The organism is Pseudomonas sp. BAY1663, from assembly GCF_000582595.1.
In the GTDB taxonomy this organism is placed as follows: Bacteria; Pseudomonadota; Gammaproteobacteria; order Pseudomonadales; family Pseudomonadaceae; genus Stutzerimonas; species Stutzerimonas stutzeri_AF.
This window is the reverse complement of the sequence record NZ_AZSV01000003.1, coordinates 62935-86730: the sequence shown is the minus strand read 5'-3', so window position 1 is coordinate 86730 and position 23796 is coordinate 62935. Positions and strand designations below refer to the sequence as shown.

Genomic DNA, 23796 nt, shown 5'->3' with positions numbered 1-23796 from the left:
CTTTTGTTACCATCCGGTTTCTTTACCAACAGGTAGGCATCCGTTTGTCAGTCGTTCGCAGCAAGATTTGTGGAATCACGCGTGTCGAGGACGCACTGGTCGCCGCCGAGGCCGGGGCCGATGCCATTGGCCTGGTGTTCTACGCCCGCAGCCCGCGCGCGGTTAGCGTCCAGCAGGCACGCGCGATCATTGCTGCGCTGCCGCCGTTCGTCACGACCGTGGGGTTGTTCGTCAATGCCAGTCGCTGCGAGCTCAACGAGCTGCTCGAAGCCGTACCGCTGGATATGCTGCAATTTCACGGCGATGAGTCGCCCGCCGATTGCGAGGGCTACCACCGCCCGTGGTTCAAGGCGCTGCGGGTCGGCAATGGTGAGGATATCGCCGCGCAGGTCGCACGTTATCCGAACGCCAGTGCCATCCTGCTCGATACCTTCGTTGCGGGCGTGCCGGGTGGTACGGGAGAACGTTTCGACTGGTCGCTGATCCCGCCTGCCTTGTCCAAGCCGCTGATTCTTGCCGGGGGGCTGACCGCGGACAATGTCCAGCAGGCCATCGCCCAGGTTCGTCCCTACGCGGTGGATGTCAGCGGAGGAGTGGAGGCGAGCAAGGGCATCAAGGATGCGGACAAGGTCGCGACGTTCATCCAGCGTGTGCGCTCGTCCATGTGACGCCAGGGCAGCCGTGACCGTCCAGTAACGAGTCGCTGGCGTGGCCAGCACCGGGTTTGGCGATTTCCGCCGGTCGGCGGGGTTGGAATTTCGCGAGTGCGCCATCCGGCGTATCGCTCACGCGGCTGGGAGGGCTTGAACGCCTCCGGTCGCAACGATGAATCTGCCTGCAGCGCACCTGCGCTCGGGACTGGAAGCTTTGGAGAACAAGAGCATGAGCAACTGGCTGGTAGACAAACTGATCCCTTCGATCATGCGTTCGGAGACGCAGAAGAGTTCGGTGCCTGAAGGTCTGTGGCACAAGTGCCCGTCCTGCGAGGCGGTGCTGTATCGCCCCGAGCTGGAAAAGACCCTCGATGTATGCCCGAAGTGCCAGCACCACATGCGTATCGACGCCCGCACCCGGCTCGACATGTTCCTCGACGCCGAAGGGCGCGAAGAGATCGCCGCTGACCTGGAGCCCGTCGACCGCCTCAAGTTCCGCGATAGCAAGAAATACAAGGACCGTCTCTCCGCTGCACAGAAGCAGACTGGCGAGAAGGATGCCCTGGTCGCCATGAGCGGCAAGGTCGTCAACGTTCCGGTCGTCGCCTGTGCGTTCGAATTCTCCTTCATGGGTGGATCGATGGGGCGATCGTCGGCGAGCGTTTCGTTCGTGCCGCCAACGTGGCGCTGGAGAAGCGCTGCCCGCTGGTGTGCTTCTCCGCCTCGGGCGGCGCCCGGATGCAGGAAGCGCTGATTTCCCTGATGCAGATGGCCAAGACTTCGGCGGTGCTGGCGCGCATGCGCGAAGAGGGGCTGCCGTTCATCTCCGTGCTGACCGATCCGGTCTATGGCGGCGTTTCCGCCAGCCTGGCCATGCTCGGCGACGTCATCGTCGCAGAGCCGAAAGCACTGATCGGCTTCGCCGGCCCGCGCGTCATCGAGCAGACCGTGCGCGAGAAGCTGCCGGAAGGCTTCCAGCGCAGCGAGTTCCTGCTGGACCATGGCGCCATCGATCTGATCATCCCGCGCTCCGAGCTGCGCTCGCGCCTGTCGCGCCTGCTGGCGCAGATGCAGAAGCTGCCGTCCCCGAGCGAGCCGGCCCAGGTAACGGCCACTGCATGACCGCCCGGAGTCTGGCCGACTGGCTCGGCTATCTCGAGCAGCTGCACCCCACCGCCATCGACATGGGCCTGGAACGGGCCCGCGAGGTCGCGGCGCGGCTTGGCCTGACGCGGCCGGCTCCGCAGGTGGTCACCGTTACCGGCACCAACGGCAAGGGCTCCACTTGCGCGTTCATCGCCTCGCTCATGAGTCGTCAGGGGCTCAGGGTGGGCACCTACAATTCGCCTCATCTGCTGCGCTACAACGAGCGCGTGCAACTTGCCGGCCACGAGGCCAGCGATAGCCAGCTCTGTGAGGCTTTCGCAGCGGTCGAGGCGGCGCGCGGCGAGGTTTCGCTGACCTATTTCGAGATGGGTACGCTTGCCGCGTTCTGGCTGTTCGAGCAGGCCCGGCTGGATGCCGTGGTGCTGGAGGTCGGTCTTGGCGGCCGCCTCGATGCGGTCAATCTGGTCGATGCCGACCTAGCCGTGATCACCAACATCGGCCTGGATCATGCCGATTGGCTGGGCGACAGTCGCGAAAGCGTCGCCTACGAAAAGGCTGGAATCCTGCGTGCAGGCAAGCCGGCGCTCTGCGGCGACCTGGATGTTCCGGCGTCGCTGTTGGAGCAGGCCGAGGCGCTGCACGCGCCGCTGCTGCTGCGAGGGCGCGATTTCGACCTGGCGATCGATCCCGAGGCATGGCACTGGCGTGGTGTCGGGCCGGCGGGGGAGCCTCTGGAACTGCACGGATTGCCGTTGCTGAGCCTGCCCATGGAAAACGCGGCGCTCGCCTTGCAGGCCTATGCCTTGCTTGGTTTGCCCTGGGATTGCGCAAGCGTGGCCGAGGCATTGCTGCAGACGCACGTGGCCGGTCGTCTCGATCGCCGCCGGCTGGCATGGCAGGGCCGCGATGTCTCGCTGCTGCTGGATGTCGGACACAACCCGCATGCCGCCAGTTACCTCGCCCAGCGCCTGCAACCACTCGTGGGGCGCAGGTTCGCGGTGTTCGGCCTGCTGGCGGACAAGGACCTTGATGGTATCGTCGCCGCCTTGCACGCGTACATCGATGACTGGGCGGTGACGCCCCTGCCGACCCCGCGTACGCGGGCGTCTGCCCAGTTGGCCGAAACCCTGCTTGAGCACGGCGCATCGGTCGGCGAGTATGCAAGCGTTGCGCAGGCACTGGCGGCCCAGTGCGCCAAGGCCGGTGACTCGGACGAGGTGCTGGTCTTCGGTTCTTTCTACTGCGTGGCCGAAGCGCTGGCGTGGTTGCAAGGGCAGGTTGAGGAGAAGGGGCATGGCATTGCTGGATAAGGGATTGCTGCAACGCATGGTCGGGGCGCTGGTGCTGATTGCGCTGGCGGTCATCTTCGTGCCGATGCTGTTCACTCGGCAGGACGAGCTGCGCCATGTGACCGTCGATGCCCCGGCGATGCCTGCGGCCCCGGGAGGCGCGACCATCGAGATGCAGCCGGCCGAAGTGCCTGAGCCGCAATCGGTGCCCGAGGGCTTCGAGATCATCGAGGAAGAGGCTCCTCAGGACGCCTCGCCGGCTGCGACTGCCGAAGTTTCCGAGCCCGCCAAGCCCATCGAGCCGATGGAGCCGGCCGCACCGGCGAAGCCGCTCGAGCCTGCCGCGGCCGAGCCCCGCCTGGACAGCAACAACCTGCCGGTCAGCTGGTCGATTCAACTGGCCAGCCTGTCCAATCGCGCCAGCGCCGAAAACCTGCAAAAGACCCTCCGGTCCCAGGGCTACAACGCCTATATCCGTACGGCGGATGGCATGAACCGCGTCTTCGTCGGGCCGCTGGTGGAGCGCGCCGAGGCCGACCGCCTGCGTGACCAGTTGCAGCGACAGCAGAAACTGGATGGCTTCGTCGTGCGCTTCAAGCCCGAGGACAGCTGAAAACCGGGCATCGACGGCGCGTAGCCGGTGCCGCCGTGTCTGGCTGGGGATTTTCGACGCTTACCCCCAAGGTCGCGCTCTGCTAAAATACGCCGCCTTTCCTCCTTTGCAGAAGACGCCGTGGCTTTCACCTGGGTCGATTGGGTCATCATCGTTGTCATCACCCTATCCAGCCTGATCAGTTTGAAGCGTGGCTTCGTGAAGGAAGCGCTTTCGCTGCTCACCTGGATCGTTGCCGGCGTGGTTGCCTGGATGTTCGGTGGTGCGCTGTCCCATCACCTTGCCGAATACATCAGCACGCCCTCGGCGCAGGTCATTGCGGCGTGCGCGATACTCTTCGTAGCCACCCTGCTGGTGGGGGCCTTGGCGAATTTCCTGATCGGCGAACTGATCAGGGTTACCGGGTTGTCGGGAACCGATCGTTTTCTCGGCATGGTATTTGGCGCCGCCCGCGGTGGGTTGCTGGTCGTGGTACTTGCCGGCCTGTTGAGTCTGGCGCCGGTGCAGCAGGACCCGTGGTGGCGTGAGTCGACACTGTTGCCCCATTTTCTATTGATCGCCGACTGGTCGAAGAACCTCATTCTCGGGTTCAGCGGCCAGTGGTTCGCCAGTTCGCTCAACCCGTCCGGTTGAGCCATTTCTACGGATGCCCGGCCTGTCGTGGTATCCGGTTAGCCTGTAAAACTGAGAGGTTCCTTGCATGTGTGGCATTGTCGGCATCGTCGGTAAGTCGAACGTCAATCAGGCGCTGTATGACGCGCTTACCGTACTGCAGCACCGCGGCCAGGACGCAGCCGGTATCGTGACCAGCCATGACGGCCGTCTGTTTCTGCGCAAGGACAACGGACTGGTCCGCGACGTATTCCAGCAGCGCCACATGCAGCGACTGGTCGGCAACATGGGTATCGGCCATATCCGTTATCCCACCGCCGGCAGCTCCAGTTCCGCCGAGGCCCAGCCGTTCTACGTCAACTCGCCGTACGGCATCACCCTGGCGCACAACGGCAACCTGACCAACGTCGACCAGCTGACCAAGGAAATCTACGAGTCGGACCTGCGCCATGTGAACACCAATTCCGATTCGGAAGTGCTGCTCAACGTCTTCGCCCACGAGCTGGCGGTGCGCGGCAAGCTGCAACCAACCGAGGAAGACGTCTTCGCCGCGGTGAGCAAGGTGCATGAGCGCTGCCGTGGTGGCTATGCGGTGGTGGCGATGGTGACCGGCTACGGCATCGTCGGCTTCCGCGATCCCAATGCGATCCGCCCGATCGTCTTCGGCCAGCGGCATACCGACGAGGGTGTGGAGTATATGATCGCCTCGGAAAGCGTGTCGCTGGACGTGCTCGGCTTCACCCTGATCCGCGATCTGGCCCCCGGCGAGGCGGTGTACATCACCACCGACGGCAAGCTGTTCACCCGCCAGTGCGCGGAGGCGCCGAAGCTTGCGCCGTGCATCTTCGAATACGTCTACCTGGCGCGCTCCGATTCCCTGATGGACGGCGTCTCGGTGTACAAGGCGCGCCTGCGCATGGGCGAGAAACTGGCCGACAAGATCCTGCGCGAACGCCCCGAGCACGATATCGACGTGGTCATCCCGATTCCCGACACCAGCCGCACCGCCGCGCTGGAGCTGGCCAACCGCCTGGGCGTGAAGTTCCGCGAAGGCTTCGTCAAGAACCGCTACATCGGCCGGACCTTCATCATGCCGGGGCAGGCCGCGCGCAAGAAGTCGGTACGCCAGAAGCTGAACGCCATCGACCTGGAGTTCCGCGGCAAGAACGTGCTGCTGGTGGACGACTCCATCGTGCGCGGCACCACCTGCAAGCAGATCATCCAGATGGCCCGTGAGGCGGGTGCGAAGAACGTCTACTTCTGTTCGGCGGCGCCGGCGGTGCGTTACCCGAACGTGTATGGCATCGACATGCCCAGCGCCCACGAACTGATCGCGCACAATCGCACCACCGAGGAAGTCGCCGAGCTGATCGGCGCCGACTGGCTGATCTACCAGGATCTGGAAGACCTCATCGATGCGGTGGGCGGCGGCAAGGTCAAGATCGAGCACTTCGACTGCGCGGTATTCGATGGCAAGTACATCACCGGCGACATCGACGAAGCCTATCTGCACAAGATCGAGCAGGCGCGCAACGACCTGAGCAAGGCCAAGACCAACGCGGTCAGTGCCATCATCGACCTGTACAACAACTGATTCACGCCTGAGAGAAGACGACCATGACAACTGAATGGGAAGCCGGGCGGCTGGACAGCGATCTCGAAGGCGTTGGGCTCGATACCCTGGCCGTGCGGGCGGGGCAGCGGCGCACGCCGGAAGCCGAGCACGGCGAGCCATTGTTCTTCACGTCGAGCTATGTCTTCCGCAGCGCCGCCGATGCGGCTGCGCGCTTTGCCGGCGAGGTGCCGGGCAATGTCTATTCGCGCTACACCAACCCGACGGTGCGTGCCTTCGAGGAACGCATCGCCGCGTTGGAAGGCGCCGAGCAGGCGGTGGCCACGGCGTCCGGCATGTCGGCCATTCTCGCCACGGTGATGAGCCTGTGCTCGGCGGGCGACCATGTGCTGGTGTCGCGCAGCGTCTTCGGCGCGACGGTCTCGTTGTTCGAGAAGTATTTCAAGCGCTTCGGGGTGGAGGTGGAGTATGTGCCGCTGACCGATTTCCCGGCCTGGGAATCGGCCTTCAAGGCCAATACCAAGCTGGCATTCGTCGAGTCGCCCTCCAATCCGCTGGCCGAACTGGTGGACATCGCCGCCCTGGCCCGGCTCTGTCATGCCAAGGGTGCGTTCCTGGCGGTGGACAACTGCTTCTGCACGCCGGTGTTGCAGCAGCCGCTGGCGCTCGGCGCGGATATCGTCATCCATTCGGCGACCAAGTACATCGACGGCCAGGGCCGTTGCCTTGGCGGCGTGGTTGCCGGGCGTAGCGAGCAGATGAAGGAAGTGGTCGGCTTCCTGCGTACCGCCGGGCCGACGCTCAGTCCGTTCAATGCCTGGGTGTTCCTCAAGGGCCTGGAAACCCTGCGCCTGCGCATGCAGGCCCATTGTGCCAGCGCCCAGCAGCTCGCCGAATGGCTGGAGCAACAGCCGGGGGTCGAGCGCGTCCACTATGCGGGGCTGCCCAGCCATCCGCAGCATGAGCTGGCGAAGCGGCAGCAGAAGGGCTTCGGTGCGGTGCTGAGCTTCGAGGTGGCCGGAGGCAAGGAGGGCGCCTGGCGCTTCATCGACGCCACCCGGTTGATCTCGATCACCGCCAACCTGGGCGACAGCAAGACCACCATCACCCATCCTGCCTCGACCACCCACGGTCGGCTCTCTGCCGAGGAGCGGGAGAACGCCGGCATTCGCGACAGCCTGATCCGGGTCGCGGTGGGCCTGGAAGACGTCGCCGACCTCAAGGTCGACCTCGCCCGGGGCCTGGCGGCGCTCTGAGCGCACCCCTACAACAAAAGCACCAGGCCGCCAGCCTGACCTACGCACCCGGCGACGCCGTTAGGCAGGGGGCGTTGGGCCAGGCTCGATCTCGAAGTCCCTGAGTACCACCGTCCTCACTGGCGCAGGTCGATCGCTGGCGCCGGCTCGCCCTGGCCGTCGAAAAGCTGCGAGGGGTTGGCCGGCAGGATGGTCGGGCTCGCCGAGTCCGTCTCGATCACCCGGATGTCGCTGTACTTCTTGCCGGACAGGGCCGCCAGGCCGGCGCGGTCGCGGATCACCGTCGGGCGCAGGAAGACCATCAGGTTGCGCTTGATGTGGGTTTCCTGGGTCGAGCGGAACAGGGCGCCGAGCAGCGGGATGTCGCCCAGCAGCGGCACCTTGGCATTGGTGCGGGTCACGTCGTCCTGGATCAGGCCGCCGAGCACGATCACTTGGCCATCCTCGGCGAGGATGGTGCTCTTGATCGCGCGCTTGTTGGTCACCAGGTCCACCGCCTGGGCGGTCAGGCTGGCGCTGGGGGCGATCGAGGAAATTTCCTGCTCGATCTGCAGCCGCAGCGTGGCGCCTTCGTTGATGTGCGGCGTGACCTTGAGCGTGACGCCGATGTCCTGGCGCTCGATGGTGGTGAAGGGGTTGGTGGCCCCCGAGGCGTCGGTGGTGTAGGAGCCGGTCTGGAAGGGCACGTTCTGGCCGACCAGTATTTCCGCTTCCTGGTTGTCCAGCGTCAGCAGGCTCGGGGTCGACAGCAGGTTGCTCTTGCTATTGGACGAGAGCGCCGTGATCAGCGCGCCGAAGCTGCGGCTGCCGATGCCGATGATCGCGCCATCGGGCAGGTTGCTCGGGATTTCGTTCTCGTTGATGGCGTTCAGTACGCTACCCACCGAAATTCCGGTATTGCCGAAGTTCACCCCGCCGGCACCGCCGGTGCTACCGCGTGCGTCGATGGCCCATTGCACGCCGAGGGCGTCGGTGATGTCGCCGGAAACCTCGACGATGGCGGCCTCTACCATGACTTGCGCACGCGGGATGTCCAACTGGCGGACGATGCTTTCCAGGGTGCCGATCAACTCCGGATCGGCCAGCAGCACCAGGGCATTGAGGCTCTCGTCGGCGCGGATCAGGATGTTTTGCGGCCTGCCGCTCGGGGTTTCGCCGCCTTCGGGGGCCGTCAGGCCCTCGGAGATGTCGCCGAGGGTTTCAGCCAGCGACTTGGCGTCGTTGTGACGCAGGCGGATCACGCGCGTGTTGGCCGAGCGCGTCGTCGGCGTATCCAGGCTCTGGGCCAGCGCGGCGAGCTTGCCACGGGCGCCGCGGGGGCCGATGAAGATCAGCCGGTTGGTGCGCGAGTCGGCGATGATCTGCACGCCGGATGGGCTTTTCGCTTCGCCGCGGATCAGCGCGTTTCTCAATACTTCGGCGATGTCCACCGCCCAGCCGTGCTGAAGGTTGAGCACCCCGTAATCGCCGCTTTCGGCCTGGTCGAGTTGGCGCACCAAGTCCTGGATGCGAGCGATATTGGCGCTGCGGTCGCTGATGATCAGCGCATTCGCCGAGGAAACCGCAGCGAGGTGACCGTATTGCGGAACCAGCGGGCGGATCAGCGGAATCAGCTCGGCGGCGGAGGTGTGCTGCACCCGGATCACTCGTGTCTCCAGCTGGTCGCCACCGGTGGGGCCGCCACCGGCCTCGGCCTTGGCTTCGGCATTGGGCACGATGCGGGCGACGTCACCCTGGGTGAGAACGCTGAAGCCGTGCGTCGCCATCACCGAAAGGAACAGCTGGTAGACCTCGCTCAGCGACAGGGTCGCGTTCGAGACCACGCTGACCTGGCCCTTGACCCGGGGATCGACGATGAAGGTCTGCCCGCTGAGTTGGCTGATCTGGTCGATGAACGCACGGATATCGGCATCCTTGAGGTTTATGGTCCAGCCGTCCTGCTGGGTGCCGCTCGGTTCGATACCCGGTTCGGCAGCGAGCAGGGGCAGGGGGGCGGCCAGCAGGCCGGTGGCGAGCAGGACAAGCAGCGGGCGCGAGAGAGGCTTGGGCATCGGTCAATCGTCTTCCGTGGGCTGGTCGTTGGCGGGCGCGGGATCTGTCTGGTCCACGGCTTCTTCGAGTTGCTGGCGCAAGGCGTCCATCTGTTGCTGCATCAGCTGTGCATCCTCGGTTTGTGACTCGGCAGGGGATTGTTCGTCCAGATACGCTTCGGGCGGTTCGTCGGGGATGTAGGTCGTCGGGCGAACCTGGGGAAAGTGCAGGGTTTCGACATGGCCGTTGCGCAGGATCTCCACCCGATCCGGATACACGGCATGCAGGCTGATGCCGCTGTCCAGTGCCTCGCCCTGCCAGTAGAGCCGGGGTGGCTGGCCTTCGAGCTGGATGATCGCGCTGGAGCGTTGTGGCTCGGCATGCACGAAGCTGCCGCGCAGGGTCAGGCCGATGTCGCTAGCGGAGGGCGCGTAGCCCGGCGCTGGCGCGGCGGAGCCGAAGAGCGTTTCCAGTCGCTGCAGGTCAGGACGAGCGAAGTTGCCAAACGCCTGCTCGCCGCCGCCTGTCGGGGCTGAGGCTCGAACCAGGTGCAACCCGTGCTGAATCTGCATGGCCAGGTAGACGGCGAAGGCGCACAGCAACAGGGCGCTGATGATCCAGGGGACAGGGGGCCGGTAGTTGCGCAGCTTTCCTGGCAATGACAAGCGAAATACTCCGTGGCGCTTTGTTGTGGGTTCCCTTTGCGGGCCAGCCTCGGCCCAGGCGTTGCTGTTCTTCCAGGCGCAGCCGTGGCCTTGGCGCGGTGAAATCCTCAGGACACTGACAGCGTTGGCGAGGCATGGTGCCCTGGGGCGGTTACAAAGCTGTGCGGCAATTGTAGTTGACTGTGCTTTTTCGAAAAAAATTCAATGCTGTTGTTGACTTACAGGTGGTGGGTGAGTAAATTGCGCGCCTCGCAAGGCGATCGGCTGATTAGCTCAGCTGGGAGAGCACCTGCATCACACGCAGGGGGTCGGCGGTTCGATCCCGTCATCAGCCACCAATCCTTGCGAGATACGGACGAAAGTCCGGCCGACGCGCAGCGGTAGTTCAGTCGGTTAGAATACCGGCCTGTCACGCCGGGGGTCGCGGGTTCGAGTCCCGTCCGCTGCGCCATATATCTTCGCCGTTTCCATGAAGCGGTGGAACATTGAAAGCTGCCAAGGGCAGCTTTTTTTGTGCCTGAAAAAAGTCTATATCCCGTTATGTGTTGCAGAGCCTCGCTGGAAGTACCTGCCTCGGATTTCCAGCAACAGCTGATATTCGAGCGATCAGGCGCTCGCGGGTAGGTTGGCGCTGAGCGTAGCGAAGCCCAACTGGGGTTGGGCAAGAACGTGTTGGGCTTCGTCGCTTCGCTCCTCAACCCAACCTACGGCGCTGCTTTTGTGGGAGACCGCGCCCGTTCCCGACAGGCGGGCGGCATTCATCACATCCCTGTGAATTGCCCGACCTCGGGACGATGCTTTCGAGCTTTCGAGCTCGCCCGGCAGGAGTGCCCTATTCTGGGGTGTGTTTGGCATAAGTGCACCGAGATGGCACTCAGTATCCCCGCCTATGCTACCCAATGACCCAAAACAGGCCGCTGTTGCAGGCTGGAGCAGTTCTTGCTCTGTCAGTGCCAGCCGTCTCGCTGCGGATTTGCAATGGGCGGTCGCCAAAAATCGAAAACTCATCCGCTCCGCCCAGATGCTGCGCGGAGTCATTTTTTGTTGCCTGCTCACCGATGACCCATAAAGACACTTCCAGAATCACCCGCCGCGGCAGTCTGCTGAGCAGTGAGGTGCTGGATCGCTCCCGCGTTCTCGACACGCTGGTGAACAATCTCGAAGGCATGGCCTATCGCTGCCTCAACAATGGGCAATGGACGATGATCTTCGTCAGCCAGGGCTGCCTGGGCTTGTGCGGCTACAGCGCCGCCGAACTGGTCAACGACACGATGGTGTCCTGGGAGCAGATCACCCATCCAGATGATCGCGCGCGGGTGAGGCGCAGCGTCGAAACGGCCATCGACGGGCTGGGGCGCTTCACCGTGCAGTACCGCATACGTACCGCGGCTGGCTACTTCAAATGGGTGATGGAGCGTGGCGTCGCGGTGCCGGACGAGCAGGGCGAGATCGTCATCGAAGGGTTCATCGAGGACATCACCGGGCAGAAGGCGGTACTCGAAGCCCTGGAGCAGGCCGAGCTGCGCTATCGCAGCATCTTCGAGAACGCCAGCGAGGGAATCTTCCAGTCGACCCGCGATGGCCGTTACCTGGCCGCCAACCCGGCGTTGGCGCGAATCTATGGGTACGACACCGCAACCGCACTGGTCGCCGACCTGGCCGACATCGAGCGGCGCCTGTATGTCGAGGGCGGGCGCCGCGAGACGTTCTGCCGGTTGATGGAACAACAGGGCGAGGTGCTCAACTTCGAGTCCGAGGTCTATCGGCGCGATGGCACGCGCATCTGGATTTCCGAGAATGCCCATGTCGTGCACGGCGCGAATGGCGAATTCATCTGCTATGAAGGCACCGTGCAGGACATCTCCGAGCGCAAGCACTACCAGCAGCAGCTCGAACGCCAGGCCAACCACGACCTGCTGACCGGCCTGCCCAATCGCATTCTGCTCAACGACCGCATCGAGCAGGGGCTGGCCCGCGCGGCGCGGCTGGGCTACTACCTGCCCCTGGTCTTCATCGACCTGGACAACTTCAAGTTCATCAACGACGGCCTCGGGCATGTCGCCGGCGACGAGCTGTTGAAGAGCATCGCCAAGCGTCTCGCCGGTAGCCTGCGCAGCTCCGATACGGTGGCGCGGGTCGGCGGTGACGAATTCGTGCTGGTACTCAACGATCATTACCGCATCAGCACGGTGATTTCGCTGCTGGAGCGGATGCTGAACGAGATTCGCCGCCCCGTGACCCTCGCCGGCCGCGAATTCCAGGTCGGGGCAAGCCTGGGGGTGGCGATGTTTCCCGATGACGGCGAGGATGCGCAGAGCCTGCTCAAGCACGCCGATATCGCCATGTATGCGGCCAAGAAGCGTGGCCGCAACAATTTCCAGTTCTTCACCCACGACCTCAACCGGATCGCCGACGAGCGCCTCAACCTGGAGGCTGCCATGCGCCTTGCCCTGGAGGGCGACGAATTCACCGTGCACTACCAGCCCAAGGTCGATGCCGCGTGCCGCATCGTCGGGGTCGAGGCGCTGGCGCGCTGGACGCATGCCGGGCTGGGGGTGGTCGGGCCGGACCGCTTCATCCCGATCGCGGAGGAAAGCGGGCTGATCATGCCGCTGACGCTGGCCATCCTGCGCCGTGCCTTCAGCGCCGCCCGCAGGTGGAACGAGGGGCGCGCCACGCCGCTGCTGGTGGCGGTGAACCTCTCGCCGCTGTTGTTTCTCGGCGACGATATCGTCGAGCGGATCGCCGCACTGCTGGAGGAGATCGGACTGTCGCCGGCACTGGTGGAGCTGGAGATCACCGAAACGGTATTTCTCGGCGACGGCGCGCGTGCGGTGGCGATCCTAACCGAGTTCAAGGCGCTCGGCTTCCGCCTGGCCATGGACGATTTCGGCACCGGCTATTCGTCGCTCAGCTATCTGCGGCGCTTCCCGCTGGACATCATCAAGATCGACCGTTCGCTGGTCACTGGCCTCGAGCACGAGGACGAGGTGGCGATGATCGCCCGCGCCGCCATCTCGCTGGGCAAGAGCCTGCGCAAGACGGTGGTCGCCGAAGGCGTGGAGAACCGGGCGCAGTTCGAATTCCTTTGCCGCCAGGGCTGCGATGAGTTCCAGGGCTTCCTGCTCTCGCGGCCGTTGCCCGAGGCGCAGGTCACCGCCTTGCTCGCGGCCGGCGGCGTGGTGCGGCTGTAGCGCCGTTCGCCACTTCAGCGCGCAGCGTTGGACGTGGTGCCGTCCCGCCAGAGCTGCACCAGCTCCTGCGGGGCGCGTTCCTCGGGAATCTGCAGGATCATCTCGGCGTCGACATCCTCGCGCCGATAGTGCAGTTCGATCCGGTAGTAGCGCTGGTCGCCGGCGCCGGCGGTCTTGCTGGCGACCGGCAGGCAGCGCTCGAGCAGCGTGCAGATGTCGCGACGCTGGGCGGTGTCGCAGCGGGCGAACTCGATCTGTCGCGGCCGCGTCAGGCCCGGCAGCGCGGCGAATCCACCCTGGCGCGACAGGCGTAGCGAGCTGTCGGGTCCCAATTCGGGCATCTTCATGCCGCCTCCTCAGTGTGGCTCGACGCCGACGTCGGCCCAGGCCTGGCGCAGCGCCTCGAACGGCTGCGACTGGGCGCCGAACACGCGTCCGGCATGGGCCAGGGTCAGCCCGGAAAAGGCGGCGAAGTCGGCGTCGTTGGGTAGTTGCGGGTCGCAGATGGTGTCGTACCAGATGCGCCCGGCCTGTTCCCAGGCATAGCCGCCCAGCGTGGTGGCGGCCAGGTAGAAGGCGCGGTTGGGGATGCCGGAGTTCAGGTGCACGCCACCGTTGTCCTCGCGGGTCTCGATGAAGTCGCGCATGTGCGCCGGCTGCGGGTCGCGGCCGAGCAGCGGATCGTCATAGGCGGTGCCGGGATGGGCCATCGAGCGCAGGGCGACACCCTGGACCTTGTCGGTGAGCAATTCGGCGCCGACCAGCCAATCCGCCTCCGCGGCCATCTGGCCCAGGCTGTGCTGCTTGGTCAGCACGCCGAAGACGTCCGATATGGATTCGTTCAGCGCCCCCGACTGGTTGAAGTAGACCAGCGCGGCCTCGCTCTCGATCAGCCCGTGGGTCAGCTCGTGGGCGATCACGTCCAGCGAGCGGGTGAAGCGCTGGAACAGCTCGCCGTCGCCATCGCCGAAGACCATCTGCTCGCCGTTCCAGAAGGCGTTTTCGTAGCCCTGCCCGTAGTGCACGGTGCCGATCAGCGGCATGCCCAGGTCGTCGATCGAATCGCGCTGGAACACCTGCCAGAAGAAGTCGTAGGTCGCGCCGAGCCCGTCGTAGGCCTCGTCGACGGCCGGGTCGCCGCTGGCCGGCTGGCCCTCGCGGCGCCGTTGCACGCCGGGCAGCTGCATGCGCTGCTCGGCGTCGTGGATGCGCCGTTGCGGGTGCCGGGCGTGCGCTGCTCGCCAAGCTCGGCGATAGCGGTGGGGCGTGGCGGGCCGGGGTTGGGCAGCAGGCTGTGCAGGTGGTCGAGGGTGATGCGGGCGCAGCCGCGCTGGTAGGCGGAACCGCGATCGACGATGCGGTCGAGGATATACGGCGGGATGAAGGTGGAGCGGGTGTGCATCGGCGCTACTCCTCGTCTGGCGATGCTGCTTTGACCGTCAGCATAGCCCGGCCTTCGGCAGCGGATGCGGACGCCGACCGAAGGCCGGACAGCGGCGTGCTACTGGCGGACGGGCGCACCCTTGGCGTCATCCGCTGTCACTTGTCCTGAACCCCGTGCCACCGGCCCGGTGCCGGGCGGGAGATCACTCGACGAGGAGTTGCCCATGTTCGGTCTGGAAGCACTGGAGCTCGCGCGGATCCAGTTTGCCTTCACCATCTCGTTTCACATCATCTTTCCGGCGATCACCATCGGCCTGGCCAGCTATCTCGCGGTGCTCGAAGGCCTCTGGCTGAAGACCCGGCAGGAGGTCTACCGCGACCTCTACCATTTCTGGCTGAAGATCTTCGCGGTCAACTTCGGCATGGGGGTGGTCTCCGGGATCGTCATGGCCTATCAGTTCGGCACGAACTGGAGCGCGTACTCCGAATTCGCCGGCAGCGTCACCGGGCCGCTGCTCACCTACGAGGTGCTGACCGCCTTCTTCCTCGAGGCCGGTTTCCTCGGCGTGATGCTGTTCGGCTGGAACCGCGTCGGCCCGCTGCTGCACTTCTTCTCCACGGTCATGGTGGCGGTGGGCACGCTGATCTCGACGTTCTGGATTCTCGCCTCGAACAGCTGGATGCATACCCCACAGGGCCACGAGATCATCGATGGGATCGTGGTACCGGTGGACTGGCTGGCGATCATCTTCAACCCGTCCTTTCCGTACCGGCTGGCGCACATGGCGGTGGCCGCGTTCCTCGCCACGGCGTTCTTCGTCGGCGCCTCGGCGGCCTGGCAACTGTTGCGCGGGCGGGACAACCCGGCGGTGCGCAAGATGCTGTCGATGGCCATGTGGATGGCCCTGCTGGTGGCGCCGGTGCAGGCGCTGATCGGCGACTTCCACGGGCTCAACACCCTCGAATACCAGCCGGCGAAGATCGCCGCGATCGAGGGCCACTGGGACAACTCCTCGGGCGAACCCACGCCGCTGCTGCTGTTCGGCTGGCCCGACATGGAAGCGGAGACGACCCGCTACAAGCTGGAGATTCCCTACCTCGGCAGCCTGATCCTCAACCACAGCCTGAGCGAGCCGATCCCGGCGCTCAAGGATTTCCCGCCCGCGGACCGGCCGAATTCGACGATCGTGTTCTGGACCTTCCGCATCATGGTCGCGCTCGGCCTGCTGATGATCGCCACCGGTATCTGGAGCCTGCTGCTGCGCCGTGGCGGGCGGCTGTACGCGTCGCGGCCGTTCCTGCGTCTGGTGCTGTGGATGGGACCTTCCGGCTGATCGCGATCCTCGCCGGCTGGTACACCACCGAGATCGGCCGCCAGCCCTGGGTGGTCTACGGCCTGATGCGCACCGCCGATGCGGTGTCCAGCCATGGTGCCGGGCAGTTGGGACTGACCCTGGCGATGTTCGTCATCGTCTACTTCGCGGTGTTCGGCGTCGGCATGCTCTACGTGTTGCGCCTGGTAGCCAAGGGCCCGGTGCTCAGCGAGGGGCGCGGGAAGGGTGTCGGCGGGCCCGGCGAGCAGCGCACGCCGATGCGGCCGATATCCGCCGCGGACGAGGCGATCCACCATGAGCACGGCGATCAACTGGGCGAGAGGAATTGAGCCATGGGTATCGATCTTTCACTGATCTGGGCGGTGATCATCATCTTCGGCATCATGATGTACGTGGTGATGGACGGCTTCGATCTGGGCGTCGGCATCCTCTTTCCCTTCGTCCAGAACGGCGCCGAGCGCGACGTCATGATGAACACCGTGGCGCCGGTCTGGGACGGCAACGAGACCTGGCTGGTGCTGGGCGGCGCGGGGCTGTTCGCGGCGTTTCCGCTGGCCTATTCGGTGGTGCTCTCGGCGCTCTACCTGCCGATCGTCTTCATGCTGATGGGACTGATCTTCCGCGGCGTGGCGTTCGAGTTCCGCTTCAAGGCCAGCAGGCGGCGCCAGCACATCTGGGACAAGGCCTTCATCGGCGGCTCGCTGGCGGCGACCTTCTTCCAGGGCGTGGTGCTGGGCGCCTTCATTAGCGGGCTGCCGGTGGAGGGCAGGAGCTATGCCGGCGGCGCGCTGGACTGGCTGACGCCGTTCTCGCTGTTCTGCGGCCTGGCGCTGATCATCGCCTACGCGCTGCTCGGCTGCACCTGGCTGATGATGCGCACCGCGGGCGACCTGCAGAAGCGCATGCACGACATCGGCGTGCCGCTGGTATGGGCGGTGCTGGCGGTCACCGGCATCGTCAGCCTGTGGACGCCGCTGACCCATCCGGACATCACCGAGCGCTGGTTCAGCCTGCCCAACCTGTTCTGGTTCATGCCGGTCCCTCTGCTGGTGCTGCTGTGCACCTTCGGCCTGCTGCGCTCGATCCAGCGCTACGCCAACTACACGCCGTTCCTGCTTACCCTGGCGTTGATCTTCCTCGGCTACAGCGGCCTGGGCATCAGCCTGTGGCCGAACATCATCCCGCCGTCGGTGAGCATCTGGGACGCCGCCGCGCCCGCCCAGAGCCAGGGCTTCACCCTGGTCGGTGCGCTGCTGATCATTCCGCTGATCCTGATGTACACCGCCTGGAGCTATTACGTGTTCCGCGGCAAGGTCAGTGCCGAGGACGGTTACCACTGATGAAGGACGGGAACGAGCCGCAACAGAAGCCGCTCTGGCAGCGCATGAGCTGGCTGGTGCTGATCTGGAGCGGCAGCGTGCTGGCGCTCGCGGTCGTCGCCTGGCTGTTGCGCCTGGCGATGAACGCGGCGGGCCTGGCCGCGCCTTGACGGCACCTGCGCCGGGGTTGGGCATGATTGCGCACGGGCTGCGCCGTTTTATGGCATGGGCGCTCGCTGGCACGGGTAATAGCGTCACCAATCGTTCATTTGCAGGCTGTAGGTTGTCTGGCACGAACCTTGAATTTCCTTGTGCAAGTTGCCAAGCCACTTTGCAGACTAGAGACGGAAGCTTTCCTATGGACGATTACCAGGACGAATTGCTCGAATGGCACGCGGCGGAGCAGGATTGCCCCGATTCGGCGGAGGATGCGGTCGAGCTATAGGGAGCCTGAGACTTCAGGTCTGCTCGGCCGGGTGCCGCTGGGTGCGCCGATAGTCGCCCGGCGTCTGCCCACTCCAGCGTTTGAAGGCACGCTGGAAGGCTTCGGCCGAGGAGAAGCCGAGCAGCCAGGCGATCTCGCCGAAGGCCGATTCGGTATCGCGGATATAGGCCATCGCCAGGTCGCGGCGCGTATCGTTGAGGATCGCGCGATAGCTGGTGCCTTCCTCGAGCAACTTGCGCCGCAAGGTCCAAGGCGGCATCTGCAGGCGCCCGGCGATCTGCTGCAGGTCCGGCTCCTGCCCCTTGAGCAAGGGGCCGAGTAGCTGTGCCACCCGCTCGCGCAGGCTGCGGGTACGGGTGCGGCGCTCCAGTTCGTTCTCGCAGAGTTTCAGCAGATGGCGCCAGGTGCCCGGGCAATGCTCCGGGTTGCGCAGGGCGAGGGTGGCCTTGTCCAGGTGCAGCTGGTTCGCCGCGGCGGCGAAGGTCACTGGGCGACCGAACAGCGCTTCGTAATGCGCGGCATACGCCGGTGCCTCGAACTCGATGTGGATCGCCGTCGGTACCAGTGCCTGCCCGGCCAGGCGCGCGAGCTGCGCGACCCAGCTGGCCAGCACGGTATCCACCACGAAGCGGTTGTAGGCGTTGTAGGGGCTGATCGAATAGAAGCGCAGCCAGGCGCCCGAGGCGTCTTCATGGAAGCTGGAATGGCCGCGGTAGTTGGACGCGTAGAGGGGCTCGAAGCGGATCAGCGCTCGCGCGGCTTCGCGCACCGTCGGCGCCTGCGCGGCGGCGATGCCGGCCAGGCCGAGATGCCCCGGCTTGCGCAGGCGGCCCATCTCCAGGCCGAGCGCGGGGTCGCCGGCGAGCTGGATGGCCGCGTGGCCCAGGCGCATGTAGCGCGGAATCGACAGCCGTGCCTGGGGTTCGGCGAGGCGTTCGGCATCCAACCCGTAGGCTTCCAGCAGCGGCCGGGCATCCAGGTCGCGCAGCTGCAACGCCTCGGCGAGGCTGTGCACGAAACCCACGGACAGATCCCCCAGCCGCACCCGTTGCGCATTCATGTCAGTCACCGAGCCAGAGATTGCTTATCTGCACCGGGATGCCAGGCCCGGGCGGGGCGGGGCGGCGGGGCGAGCCGAGCAGGTTCCAGGGCAGGCCGAGGGTCCGCACGGCCATGTGCGGAATGGCCTCGGGCAGGCCGTCGAATGTGCCGTCGCAGTGGGCTTGCGGGTTCGCCGGCGCGCCGGGAATGGCCAGCAGCTGCGCCGTGGCGGGTATTGGCTGCAGATAGGCGTCGCAACCCAGCAGCACCGCCAGCGCGCCGGCCGGGGTATCGATGGTTGGCCGCGGCCCGATGACGGGCGCGATGCTGTAGCGGCGCTCGTAGCGGCTCAGCGCATGCTTGTACTGCAGCGCTCCGAGCGGCTTGCCGTGGGCGTCGAAGGTCAGGCTGACCTGCCGCAACGGCCCCTTGCCGGCCCGCAGCCGCTCGCCATCCAGATAGGGCTCGGGCAGCACGATCGAGCCGGCCACCAGGGTCACGCCGAAGCGCGCGGCCAGTTCGCCGAAGATACGCTGGTAGTCCTCGGCCATCCGCCGGGCCTTGAGCTGCAGCACGGCGCCGGTGCGCCGATCGTCGCCCTGGTGGCCGGTCAGTGCGCGCAGGTAGTGCCCCGGGTTGCTCAGCGCCATCCATTGCATGGCATCGCGCAGGGTGCGGGCCTGCTGCACTTCCGGCTTCTCACCGAGGGCGAACAGCCCCGTGCCGACGTGCTCGGGCAGCACCACGATGGTCTTGTCGTTGAGCAGGCCGGCGTCGGCGGCCTGCTGCAGGTAGGTGGCGAACTTCAGCTGCAGGCGCTCGCGGCTCTGGTAGTCGGCCGGCTGCAGCCGTGTCTCGATGCCGAGCAGGTTGCCGGCATCGCCCGGCTGGCCGCGGCTGTCGATCGGCAGGGTGCGCAGGTCCGACAGCAGCGGACCGCTGCGGCGGTCGCGCGTCCAGTCCAGGTAAACGGCGAACGCGGCGCCGGCGAGCACCAGCAGCAGGAGTAGTTTGATCGAGGTACGCATGGGCCTGGCGACAGTCGATGGACGGCTCAGCCTAGGCAATGCAGGCCATATTGCCAAGCCGTTTTGCGCTGAAGGATCAGAAAGTTGTCACTTTCGATCATTGAGCGGGGCGCAAGTGCTGTTTATCGTCGCTGCATACCGACCGCAGCCCCATGAGGCTCGGCGCTTCGATGAGGACAGACCATGACCGCTTTCCCGAATCTGCTGGCTCCGCTCGACCTGGGTTTCACCACCCTGCGCAACCGTGTGCTGATGGGCTCCATGCATACCGGCCTGGAGGAGATGCCCAACGGCTTCGAGCGGATGGCGGCGTTCTTCGCCGAACGCGCCCGCGGCGGCGTCGGCCTGATCGTCACCGGCGGTGTCGGGCCGAACGAGGAAGGCTCGGTGCGCGCCGGTGCGGCCAAGCTGTCCACGCCGGAGGAAGCCGAGGAACACAAGGTGGTCACCCAGGCGGTGCACGAGGCGGGCGGCAAGATCTGCATGCAGATCCTGCATGCCGGGCGCTACGCCTATAGTCCGCAACTGGTCGCGCCGAGCGCGATCCAGGCGCCGATCAACCCGTTCACGCCGCGCGAGCTGGACGAGGAGGGCATCGAGAAGCAGATTCGCGACTTCGTCAACTGCGCCAGCCTGGCCCAGCGCGCCGGCTACGACGGCGTCGAGATCATGGGCTCGGAAGGCTACTTCATCAACCAGTTCCTGGTCGCCCATACCAACCATCGCAGTGACCGCTGGGGCGGCAGCTACGAGAACCGCATGCGCCTGGCCGTGGAGATCGTGCGCCGCGTGCGCGAGGCGGTCGGCCGCGACTTCATCATCATCTTCCGCCTGTCGATGCTCGACCTGATCGAAGGCGGCAGCACCTGGGAAGAAGTGGTGCAACTGGCCAAGGCCATCGAGCGGGCCGGCGCGACGCTGATCAACACCGGCATTGGCTGGCACGAGGCACGAATTCCGACCATCGCCACCAAGGTGCCGCGCGCGGCCTTCACCAAGGTCACCGCCAAGCTGCGCGGCGAGGTGGGCATTCCGCTAGTCACCACCAACCGTATCAATACCCCGGAAGTGGCCGAGCGGGTGCTGGCCGAGGGCGATGCGGACATGGTGTCGATGGCGCGGCCGTTCCTCGCCGATCCGGAATTCGTCAACAAGGCGGCCGCCGGCCACAGCGAGCGCATCAATACCTGCATCGGCTGCAACCAGGCCTGCCTGGACCACACCTTCAGCGGCAAGCTGACCACCTGCCTGGTCAACCCGCGCGCCTGTTACGAAACCGAGCTGAACTACATCCCGACCACGGCGGTGAAGAAGATCGCCGTGGTCGGTGCCGGACCGGCGGGGCTGGCGGCTGCCAGCGTCGCCGCCGAGCGTGGCCACCGGGTGATGCTGTTCGATGCCGCCGGCGAGATTGGCGGCCAGTTCAACGTCGCCAAGCGCGTGCCGGGCAAGGAGGAGTTCCACGAGACCCTGCGCTACTTCCAGAACCGGCTGCAGGAAACCGGCGTCGAGCTGCGCCTGAATACCCGCGCCAGCGCCGAGTCGCTGCTGGCCGAAGGCTTCGACGAGATCGTCCTGGCCACCGGCATCGTCCCACGCACCCCGGAGATTCCCGGCATCGATCATCCGAAGGTGATCGGCTACCTGGATGCGATCCTCGAGCGCAAGCCGGTCGGCCAGCGCGTCGCGGTGATTGGCGCTGGCGGCATCGGTTTCGACGTGTCGGAATACATCACCCACGACGGGCAATCCACCAGCCTGGATCGCGAGGCCTTCTGGAAGGAGTGGGGCATTGATCTCGGCCTGTCGGTACGCGGCGGCGTCGCCGGCATCCAGCCGGCGCCCCATGCGCCCAGGCGTCAGGTCTATCTGCTGCAGCGCAAGAAATCCAAGGTCGGCAACGGCCTGGGCAAGACCACCGGCTGGATTCACCGTACCGGGCTGAAGAACAAGCACGTGCAGATGCTCAATGCGGTCGAGTACCTGCGGATCGACGACGCCGGGCTGCATATCCGCGTGGCCGAAGGCGCGCCACAGGTGCTGCCGGTGGATACGGTGATCCTCTGCTCCGGGCAGGAGCCGCTGCGCGAGCTGCAGGCGGGTCTGGAAGCCGGTGGCGCGCGCGTGCACCTGATCGGCGGTGCGGACGTTGCCGCCGAACTGGATGCCAAGCGGGCGATCAACCAGGGCAGCCGCCTCGCCGCCGAACTCTGAAGCCGACGCCCCGTCCATGCGGGGCGTTTCGCCTACCCGACCCGGAGCAATGGCCGATGAATAACACAGTCGTACTACAACCCGAGGCCGCCGCCAGCCTGCAGGCCTGGCACCGGATGGTCGCCGCCGGCGACTTAGGCGGCCTGCCCGAGTTGCTGCATCCGCAGGTGGTGTTCCGCTCACCGATGGCCTACAAGCCGTACGAGGGCGCGGCCATGGTCAATCTGATCCTCACGACGGTGCTCAGGGTGTTCGAGGATTTTCGCTATCACCGTGAGCTGGCCAGCGCACAGGGGCGGGATGTTGTCCTCGAGTTCAGTGCCCGCGTGGGTGACCGTGAACTCAAGGGCATCGACATGATTCGCTTCGACGAGGCGGGCAGGATCGTCGACTTCGAGGTGATGGTCCGCCCCATGAGCGGCTTGCAGGCTCTCGGCGAAGAAATGGGGCGCCGGCTCGCGGCATACATGGGATGAGTTAGACGCTCATCGCAAAATCGGCAGGGCCACCCATCGCCCCGCGCCGCGATGGCCGGGGCACTGCCAACCCAGTCACATTGCCTGCCCGAAGTTTTCCCCTAAACTTGCCGCACCAACGAGACGGTGCCGGCTTTGCAAGGCCGTGCCGCCCCGGAAATCGCTGCTCGCAATTGCGGGCGATAGAAGGATGTCGAGCATGCAGAACAAACCGCAGATGGTCGAAGCCGTGCTGTTCTACGGCGACGACGGCATCTGCAAGGAAATGCTGTTCCCGGAATTCGAAGCGGTCCTGGACGGCGTGGTCAACCTGCCCGAATTTGCCGACCGGCAGATGCGTGCGGCCTACGTATTGATCAATCCGCGGCTGCAGGTGCGCGCCGCGGTGTTCTTCTGTCTCGACTTCAACGAGGACGGTTCCGCCGACGATGGCTGGAACATCCCCCTGCGCCAACTGGCCGAACGCACCGGCCGCGGCCCGGACATGGGGGCCGGGCCGATTCGCCTGGCCTGCCGCAGCCAATGCCCGGTGTCCTGGCACCAGATGCACATGTGGGACCCCAAGGTAACTCCCGAGCGCAACGACCTGCTGTTGTTGCGCGAGCGTGTCAAGCGCAACCAGCTGGGCCTGCTGGTCGAGGACGAGGCGCCACTGGCGGTACCGGCCGAGCGCTTGCAGATGGTTGCCGAAGATACCTGGTACGCCGCCGACGCCGCCAAGCAGAAGCTCGCCAAGCGCGCGGAGAAGCTCGAGCAGGAGCAGCGTCAGAAGGCTGCGTTGCTGATCAAGCAGCAGCGCCAGCGCATCGCCAACCTCGAGCGCCAGCGCGAAGAAGAGGTGCTCAAGCTGCGTACCGGCGCGGACAAGGAGCACAAGCGGCTGCAGGATGAGATCCAGGCATTGCAGCAGCAACTGCAGCAGCAGGCCGAGATCAACAGCGGCCTGCATGCGCAGATCACGGCGCAGGCCGCGAGCTTCCAGAAGGCGCGCGAGGAGATGAGCAAGCAACTGCGCACGCTGGAAATGAATGGCCGCGTGGAAGCGGGCGCCGCCCGTGAACAGTTCGAGTATGAAGCGCAGGCACGCATTGCCGCGGCGGTCGCCGAATACAAGGAGCAGGTGGCGATCCGCGACGTGGAACTTGCCTATCGCAACGAGCTGGATGCGCAACTGGAGGAGGAAGTCCAGCGCCTCAAGCGCGAATGCGAGACGTTGAGTCGCAGTGGCGATCAGGTGCTGGAGGAGCTGTCGCGCCAGGGCGTGGTGTTCACAGCCTACCATCCGGGCGCCGGGCACCTGACCATCGCATTGCCGGACCTGGCCCGCTACCGGGCCAATCCCCTGGCTTATGCCGCCGCCAAGTGCTTCGTCTCCGAGGACCAGTATCGCCAATGGCTGGAGCACTATCAGAAGCCGGCATGCGTGGCCACGCTGCCCAGCGGCGAGCGTTGTGCAATGCCCCTGGACAAGATCGATACGCCGAGCCGCTTCGTGATCGGCGAGTCCAATTGCTGTGCCCGCCACGGCAAGGAAGGCCGGCAGCGCACCGGCAGCTGAGCGTT

The 23796-nt window shown here is 65.6% G+C and carries 17 protein-coding genes, 2 tRNA genes and 3 pseudogenes; 16 read left to right on the top strand and 6 right to left on the bottom strand.

Annotation, left to right across the window (positions count from 1 at the left end; genetic code table 11):
- Window positions 1–44 precede the first annotated feature (44 nt).
- The 7 genes and pseudogenes from BAY1663_RS01935 to BAY1663_RS01905 all read left to right on the top strand — a co-directional run bounded on the left by BAY1663_RS01935 (window position 45) and on the right by BAY1663_RS01905 (window position 7103).
- Window positions 45–668 carry a phosphoribosylanthranilate isomerase gene (locus BAY1663_RS01935; protein ID WP_037037572.1) on the top strand — a complete coding sequence of 208 codons (624 nt, stop codon included), beginning with the start codon at window positions 45–47 and terminating at the stop codon, window positions 666–668.
- A 214-nt stretch (window positions 669–882) separates the two neighbouring features.
- Window positions 883–1775: pseudogene (gene accD / locus BAY1663_RS01930) on the top strand (acetyl-CoA carboxylase, carboxyltransferase subunit beta).
- Complete coding sequence (gene folC, locus BAY1663_RS01925) at window positions 1772–3070, top strand: bifunctional tetrahydrofolate synthase/dihydrofolate synthase (RefSeq protein ID WP_037037570.1); 1299 nt, start codon at window positions 1772–1774, stop codon at window positions 3068–3070. The pseudogene accD and the gene folC overlap by 4 nt, the downstream one beginning before the upstream one ends.
- Entirely contained in the window at window positions 3054–3662 is a 609-nt protein-coding gene (locus BAY1663_RS01920) for an SPOR domain-containing protein (protein WP_037037569.1), read from the top strand. The genes folC and BAY1663_RS01920 overlap by 17 nt, the downstream gene beginning before the upstream one ends.
- Before the next feature lie 120 nt (window positions 3663–3782).
- Window positions 3783–4295: a CvpA family protein gene (locus BAY1663_RS01915; protein ID WP_037037567.1), complete on the top strand. Its 513-nt coding sequence runs from the start codon at window positions 3783–3785 to the stop codon at window positions 4293–4295.
- 67 nt (window positions 4296–4362) lie between these two features.
- Window positions 4363–5868, top strand: coding sequence for an amidophosphoribosyltransferase (purF, locus tag BAY1663_RS01910; RefSeq protein ID WP_037037565.1), 1506 nt, complete (start codon window positions 4363–4365; stop codon window positions 5866–5868).
- A 23-nt stretch (window positions 5869–5891) separates the two neighbouring features.
- Entirely contained in the window at window positions 5892–7103 is a 1212-nt protein-coding gene (locus BAY1663_RS01905; protein ID WP_037037563.1) for an O-succinylhomoserine sulfhydrylase, read from the top strand.
- Window positions 7104–7219: 116 nt separating this feature from the next.
- Here the strand turns inward: BAY1663_RS01905 and gspD are convergent, their stop codons facing one another.
- Together gspD and BAY1663_RS01895 are read right to left on the bottom strand one after the other, a co-directional pair.
- A complete protein-coding gene (gspD, locus tag BAY1663_RS01900) occupies window positions 7220–9154 on the bottom strand; it encodes a type II secretion system secretin GspD (protein ID WP_037037560.1) in 1935 nt (644 codons plus the stop codon).
- A 3-nt stretch (window positions 9155–9157) separates the two neighbouring features.
- Window positions 9158–9799 carry a type II secretion system protein N gene (locus tag BAY1663_RS01895; RefSeq protein WP_037037558.1) on the bottom strand — a complete coding sequence of 214 codons (642 nt, stop codon included), beginning with the start codon at window positions 9797–9799 and terminating at the stop codon, window positions 9158–9160.
- A 262-nt stretch (window positions 9800–10061) separates the two neighbouring features.
- Here BAY1663_RS01895 and BAY1663_RS01890 point away from each other — a divergent pair.
- The 3 genes from BAY1663_RS01890 (at window position 10062) to BAY1663_RS01880 (ending at window position 12993) form a co-directional block, all read left to right on the top strand.
- A tRNA-Val gene (locus tag BAY1663_RS01890) sits at window positions 10062–10137 on the top strand.
- Window positions 10138–10173: 36 nt separating this feature from the next.
- Window positions 10174–10250: transfer RNA gene (locus tag BAY1663_RS01885), tRNA-Asp, on the top strand.
- A 607-nt stretch (window positions 10251–10857) separates the two neighbouring features.
- Window positions 10858–12993 (top strand): bifunctional diguanylate cyclase/phosphodiesterase, encoded by a 2136-nt coding sequence (locus BAY1663_RS01880; protein ID WP_037037557.1) that lies wholly within the window; start codon window positions 10858–10860, stop codon window positions 12991–12993.
- Window positions 12994–13007: 14 nt separating this feature from the next.
- Here the strand turns inward: BAY1663_RS01880 and BAY1663_RS01875 are convergent, their stop codons facing one another.
- Complete coding sequence (locus BAY1663_RS01875) at window positions 13008–13340, bottom strand: protealysin inhibitor emfourin (RefSeq protein ID WP_037037555.1); 333 nt, start codon at window positions 13338–13340, stop codon at window positions 13008–13010.
- A 9-nt stretch (window positions 13341–13349) separates the two neighbouring features.
- A pseudogene (locus tag BAY1663_RS01870) lies at window positions 13350–14395 on the bottom strand (M4 family metallopeptidase).
- Between the two features lie 205 nt (window positions 14396–14600).
- Between BAY1663_RS01870 and BAY1663_RS01865 the strand changes: the two are divergent.
- The 3 genes and pseudogenes from BAY1663_RS01865 (at window position 14601) to BAY1663_RS01855 (ending at window position 17199) form a co-directional block, all read left to right on the top strand.
- Window positions 14601–16039 (top strand): annotated as a pseudogene (locus BAY1663_RS01865) (cytochrome ubiquinol oxidase subunit I).
- Window positions 16040–16042: 3 nt separating this feature from the next.
- On the top strand, window positions 16043–17050 hold the full coding sequence (gene cydB, locus BAY1663_RS01860; protein WP_037037553.1) for a cytochrome d ubiquinol oxidase subunit II: 1008 nt from the start codon (window positions 16043–16045) through the stop codon (window positions 17048–17050).
- Entirely contained in the window at window positions 17050–17199 is a 150-nt protein-coding gene (locus BAY1663_RS01855; protein ID WP_037037551.1) for a DUF2474 domain-containing protein, read from the top strand. Before cydB ends, BAY1663_RS01855 begins: the two co-directional genes overlap by 1 nt.
- 288 nt (window positions 17200–17487) lie before the next feature.
- Here BAY1663_RS01855 and BAY1663_RS01850 read toward each other — a convergent pair whose 3' ends face one another.
- Together BAY1663_RS01850 and BAY1663_RS01845 are read right to left on the bottom strand one after the other, a co-directional pair.
- A complete protein-coding gene (locus tag BAY1663_RS01850; RefSeq protein WP_037037550.1) occupies window positions 17488–18534 on the bottom strand; it encodes an AraC family transcriptional regulator in 1047 nt (348 codons plus the stop codon).
- Window position 18535: 1 nt separating this feature from the next.
- Window positions 18536–19543 carry a carbon-nitrogen hydrolase gene (locus BAY1663_RS01845; protein ID WP_037037548.1) on the bottom strand — a complete coding sequence of 336 codons (1008 nt, stop codon included), beginning with the start codon at window positions 19541–19543 and terminating at the stop codon, window positions 18536–18538.
- 183 nt (window positions 19544–19726) lie between these two features.
- Here BAY1663_RS01845 and BAY1663_RS01840 point away from each other — a divergent pair, with 183 nt between their 5' ends.
- The 3 genes from BAY1663_RS01840 to BAY1663_RS01830 all read left to right on the top strand — a co-directional run bounded on the left by BAY1663_RS01840 (window position 19727) and on the right by BAY1663_RS01830 (window position 23791).
- Window positions 19727–21757 (top strand): NADPH-dependent 2,4-dienoyl-CoA reductase, encoded by a 2031-nt coding sequence (locus BAY1663_RS01840; RefSeq protein WP_037037547.1) that lies wholly within the window; start codon window positions 19727–19729, stop codon window positions 21755–21757.
- 56 nt (window positions 21758–21813) lie between these two features.
- On the top strand, window positions 21814–22233 hold the full coding sequence (locus tag BAY1663_RS01835; protein ID WP_037037545.1) for a nuclear transport factor 2 family protein: 420 nt from the start codon (window positions 21814–21816) through the stop codon (window positions 22231–22233).
- A gap of 199 nt (window positions 22234–22432) precedes the next feature.
- Window positions 22433–23791: a hypothetical protein gene (locus tag BAY1663_RS01830; RefSeq protein WP_037037544.1), complete on the top strand. Its 1359-nt coding sequence runs from the start codon at window positions 22433–22435 to the stop codon at window positions 23789–23791.
- Window positions 23792–23796 lie beyond the last annotated feature (5 nt).

Coding starts and splice junctions, on each gene's coding strand:
- folC (WP_037037570.1), top strand. CDS start 1,772: ATGACCGCCCGGAGTCTGGCCGACTGGCTCGGCTATCTCGAGCAGCTG.
- BAY1663_RS01920 (WP_037037569.1), top strand. CDS start 3,054: ATGGCATTGCTGGATAAGGGATTGCTGCAACGCATGGTCGGGGCGCTG.
- purF (WP_037037565.1), top strand. CDS start 4,363: ATGTGTGGCATTGTCGGCATCGTCGGTAAGTCGAACGTCAATCAGGCG.
- BAY1663_RS01905 (WP_037037563.1), top strand. CDS start 5,892: ATGACAACTGAATGGGAAGCCGGGCGGCTGGACAGCGATCTCGAAGGC.
- gspD (WP_037037560.1), bottom strand. CDS start 9,154: ATGCCCAAGCCTCTCTCGCGCCCGCTGCTTGTCCTGCTCGCCACCGGC.
- BAY1663_RS01880 (WP_037037557.1), top strand. CDS start 10,858: ATGACCCATAAAGACACTTCCAGAATCACCCGCCGCGGCAGTCTGCTG.
- BAY1663_RS01875 (WP_037037555.1), bottom strand. CDS start 13,340: ATGAAGATGCCCGAATTGGGACCCGACAGCTCGCTACGCCTGTCGCGC.
- cydB (WP_037037553.1), top strand. CDS start 16,043: ATGGGTATCGATCTTTCACTGATCTGGGCGGTGATCATCATCTTCGGC.
- BAY1663_RS01855 (WP_037037551.1), top strand. CDS start 17,050: ATGAAGGACGGGAACGAGCCGCAACAGAAGCCGCTCTGGCAGCGCATG.
- BAY1663_RS01850 (WP_037037550.1), bottom strand. CDS start 18,534: ATGAATGCGCAACGGGTGCGGCTGGGGGATCTGTCCGTGGGTTTCGTG.
- BAY1663_RS01845 (WP_037037548.1), bottom strand. CDS start 19,543: ATGCGTACCTCGATCAAACTACTCCTGCTGCTGGTGCTCGCCGGCGCC.
- BAY1663_RS01840 (WP_037037547.1), top strand. CDS start 19,727: ATGACCGCTTTCCCGAATCTGCTGGCTCCGCTCGACCTGGGTTTCACC.
- BAY1663_RS01835 (WP_037037545.1), top strand. CDS start 21,814: ATGAATAACACAGTCGTACTACAACCCGAGGCCGCCGCCAGCCTGCAG.
- BAY1663_RS01830 (WP_037037544.1), top strand. CDS start 22,433: ATGCAGAACAAACCGCAGATGGTCGAAGCCGTGCTGTTCTACGGCGAC.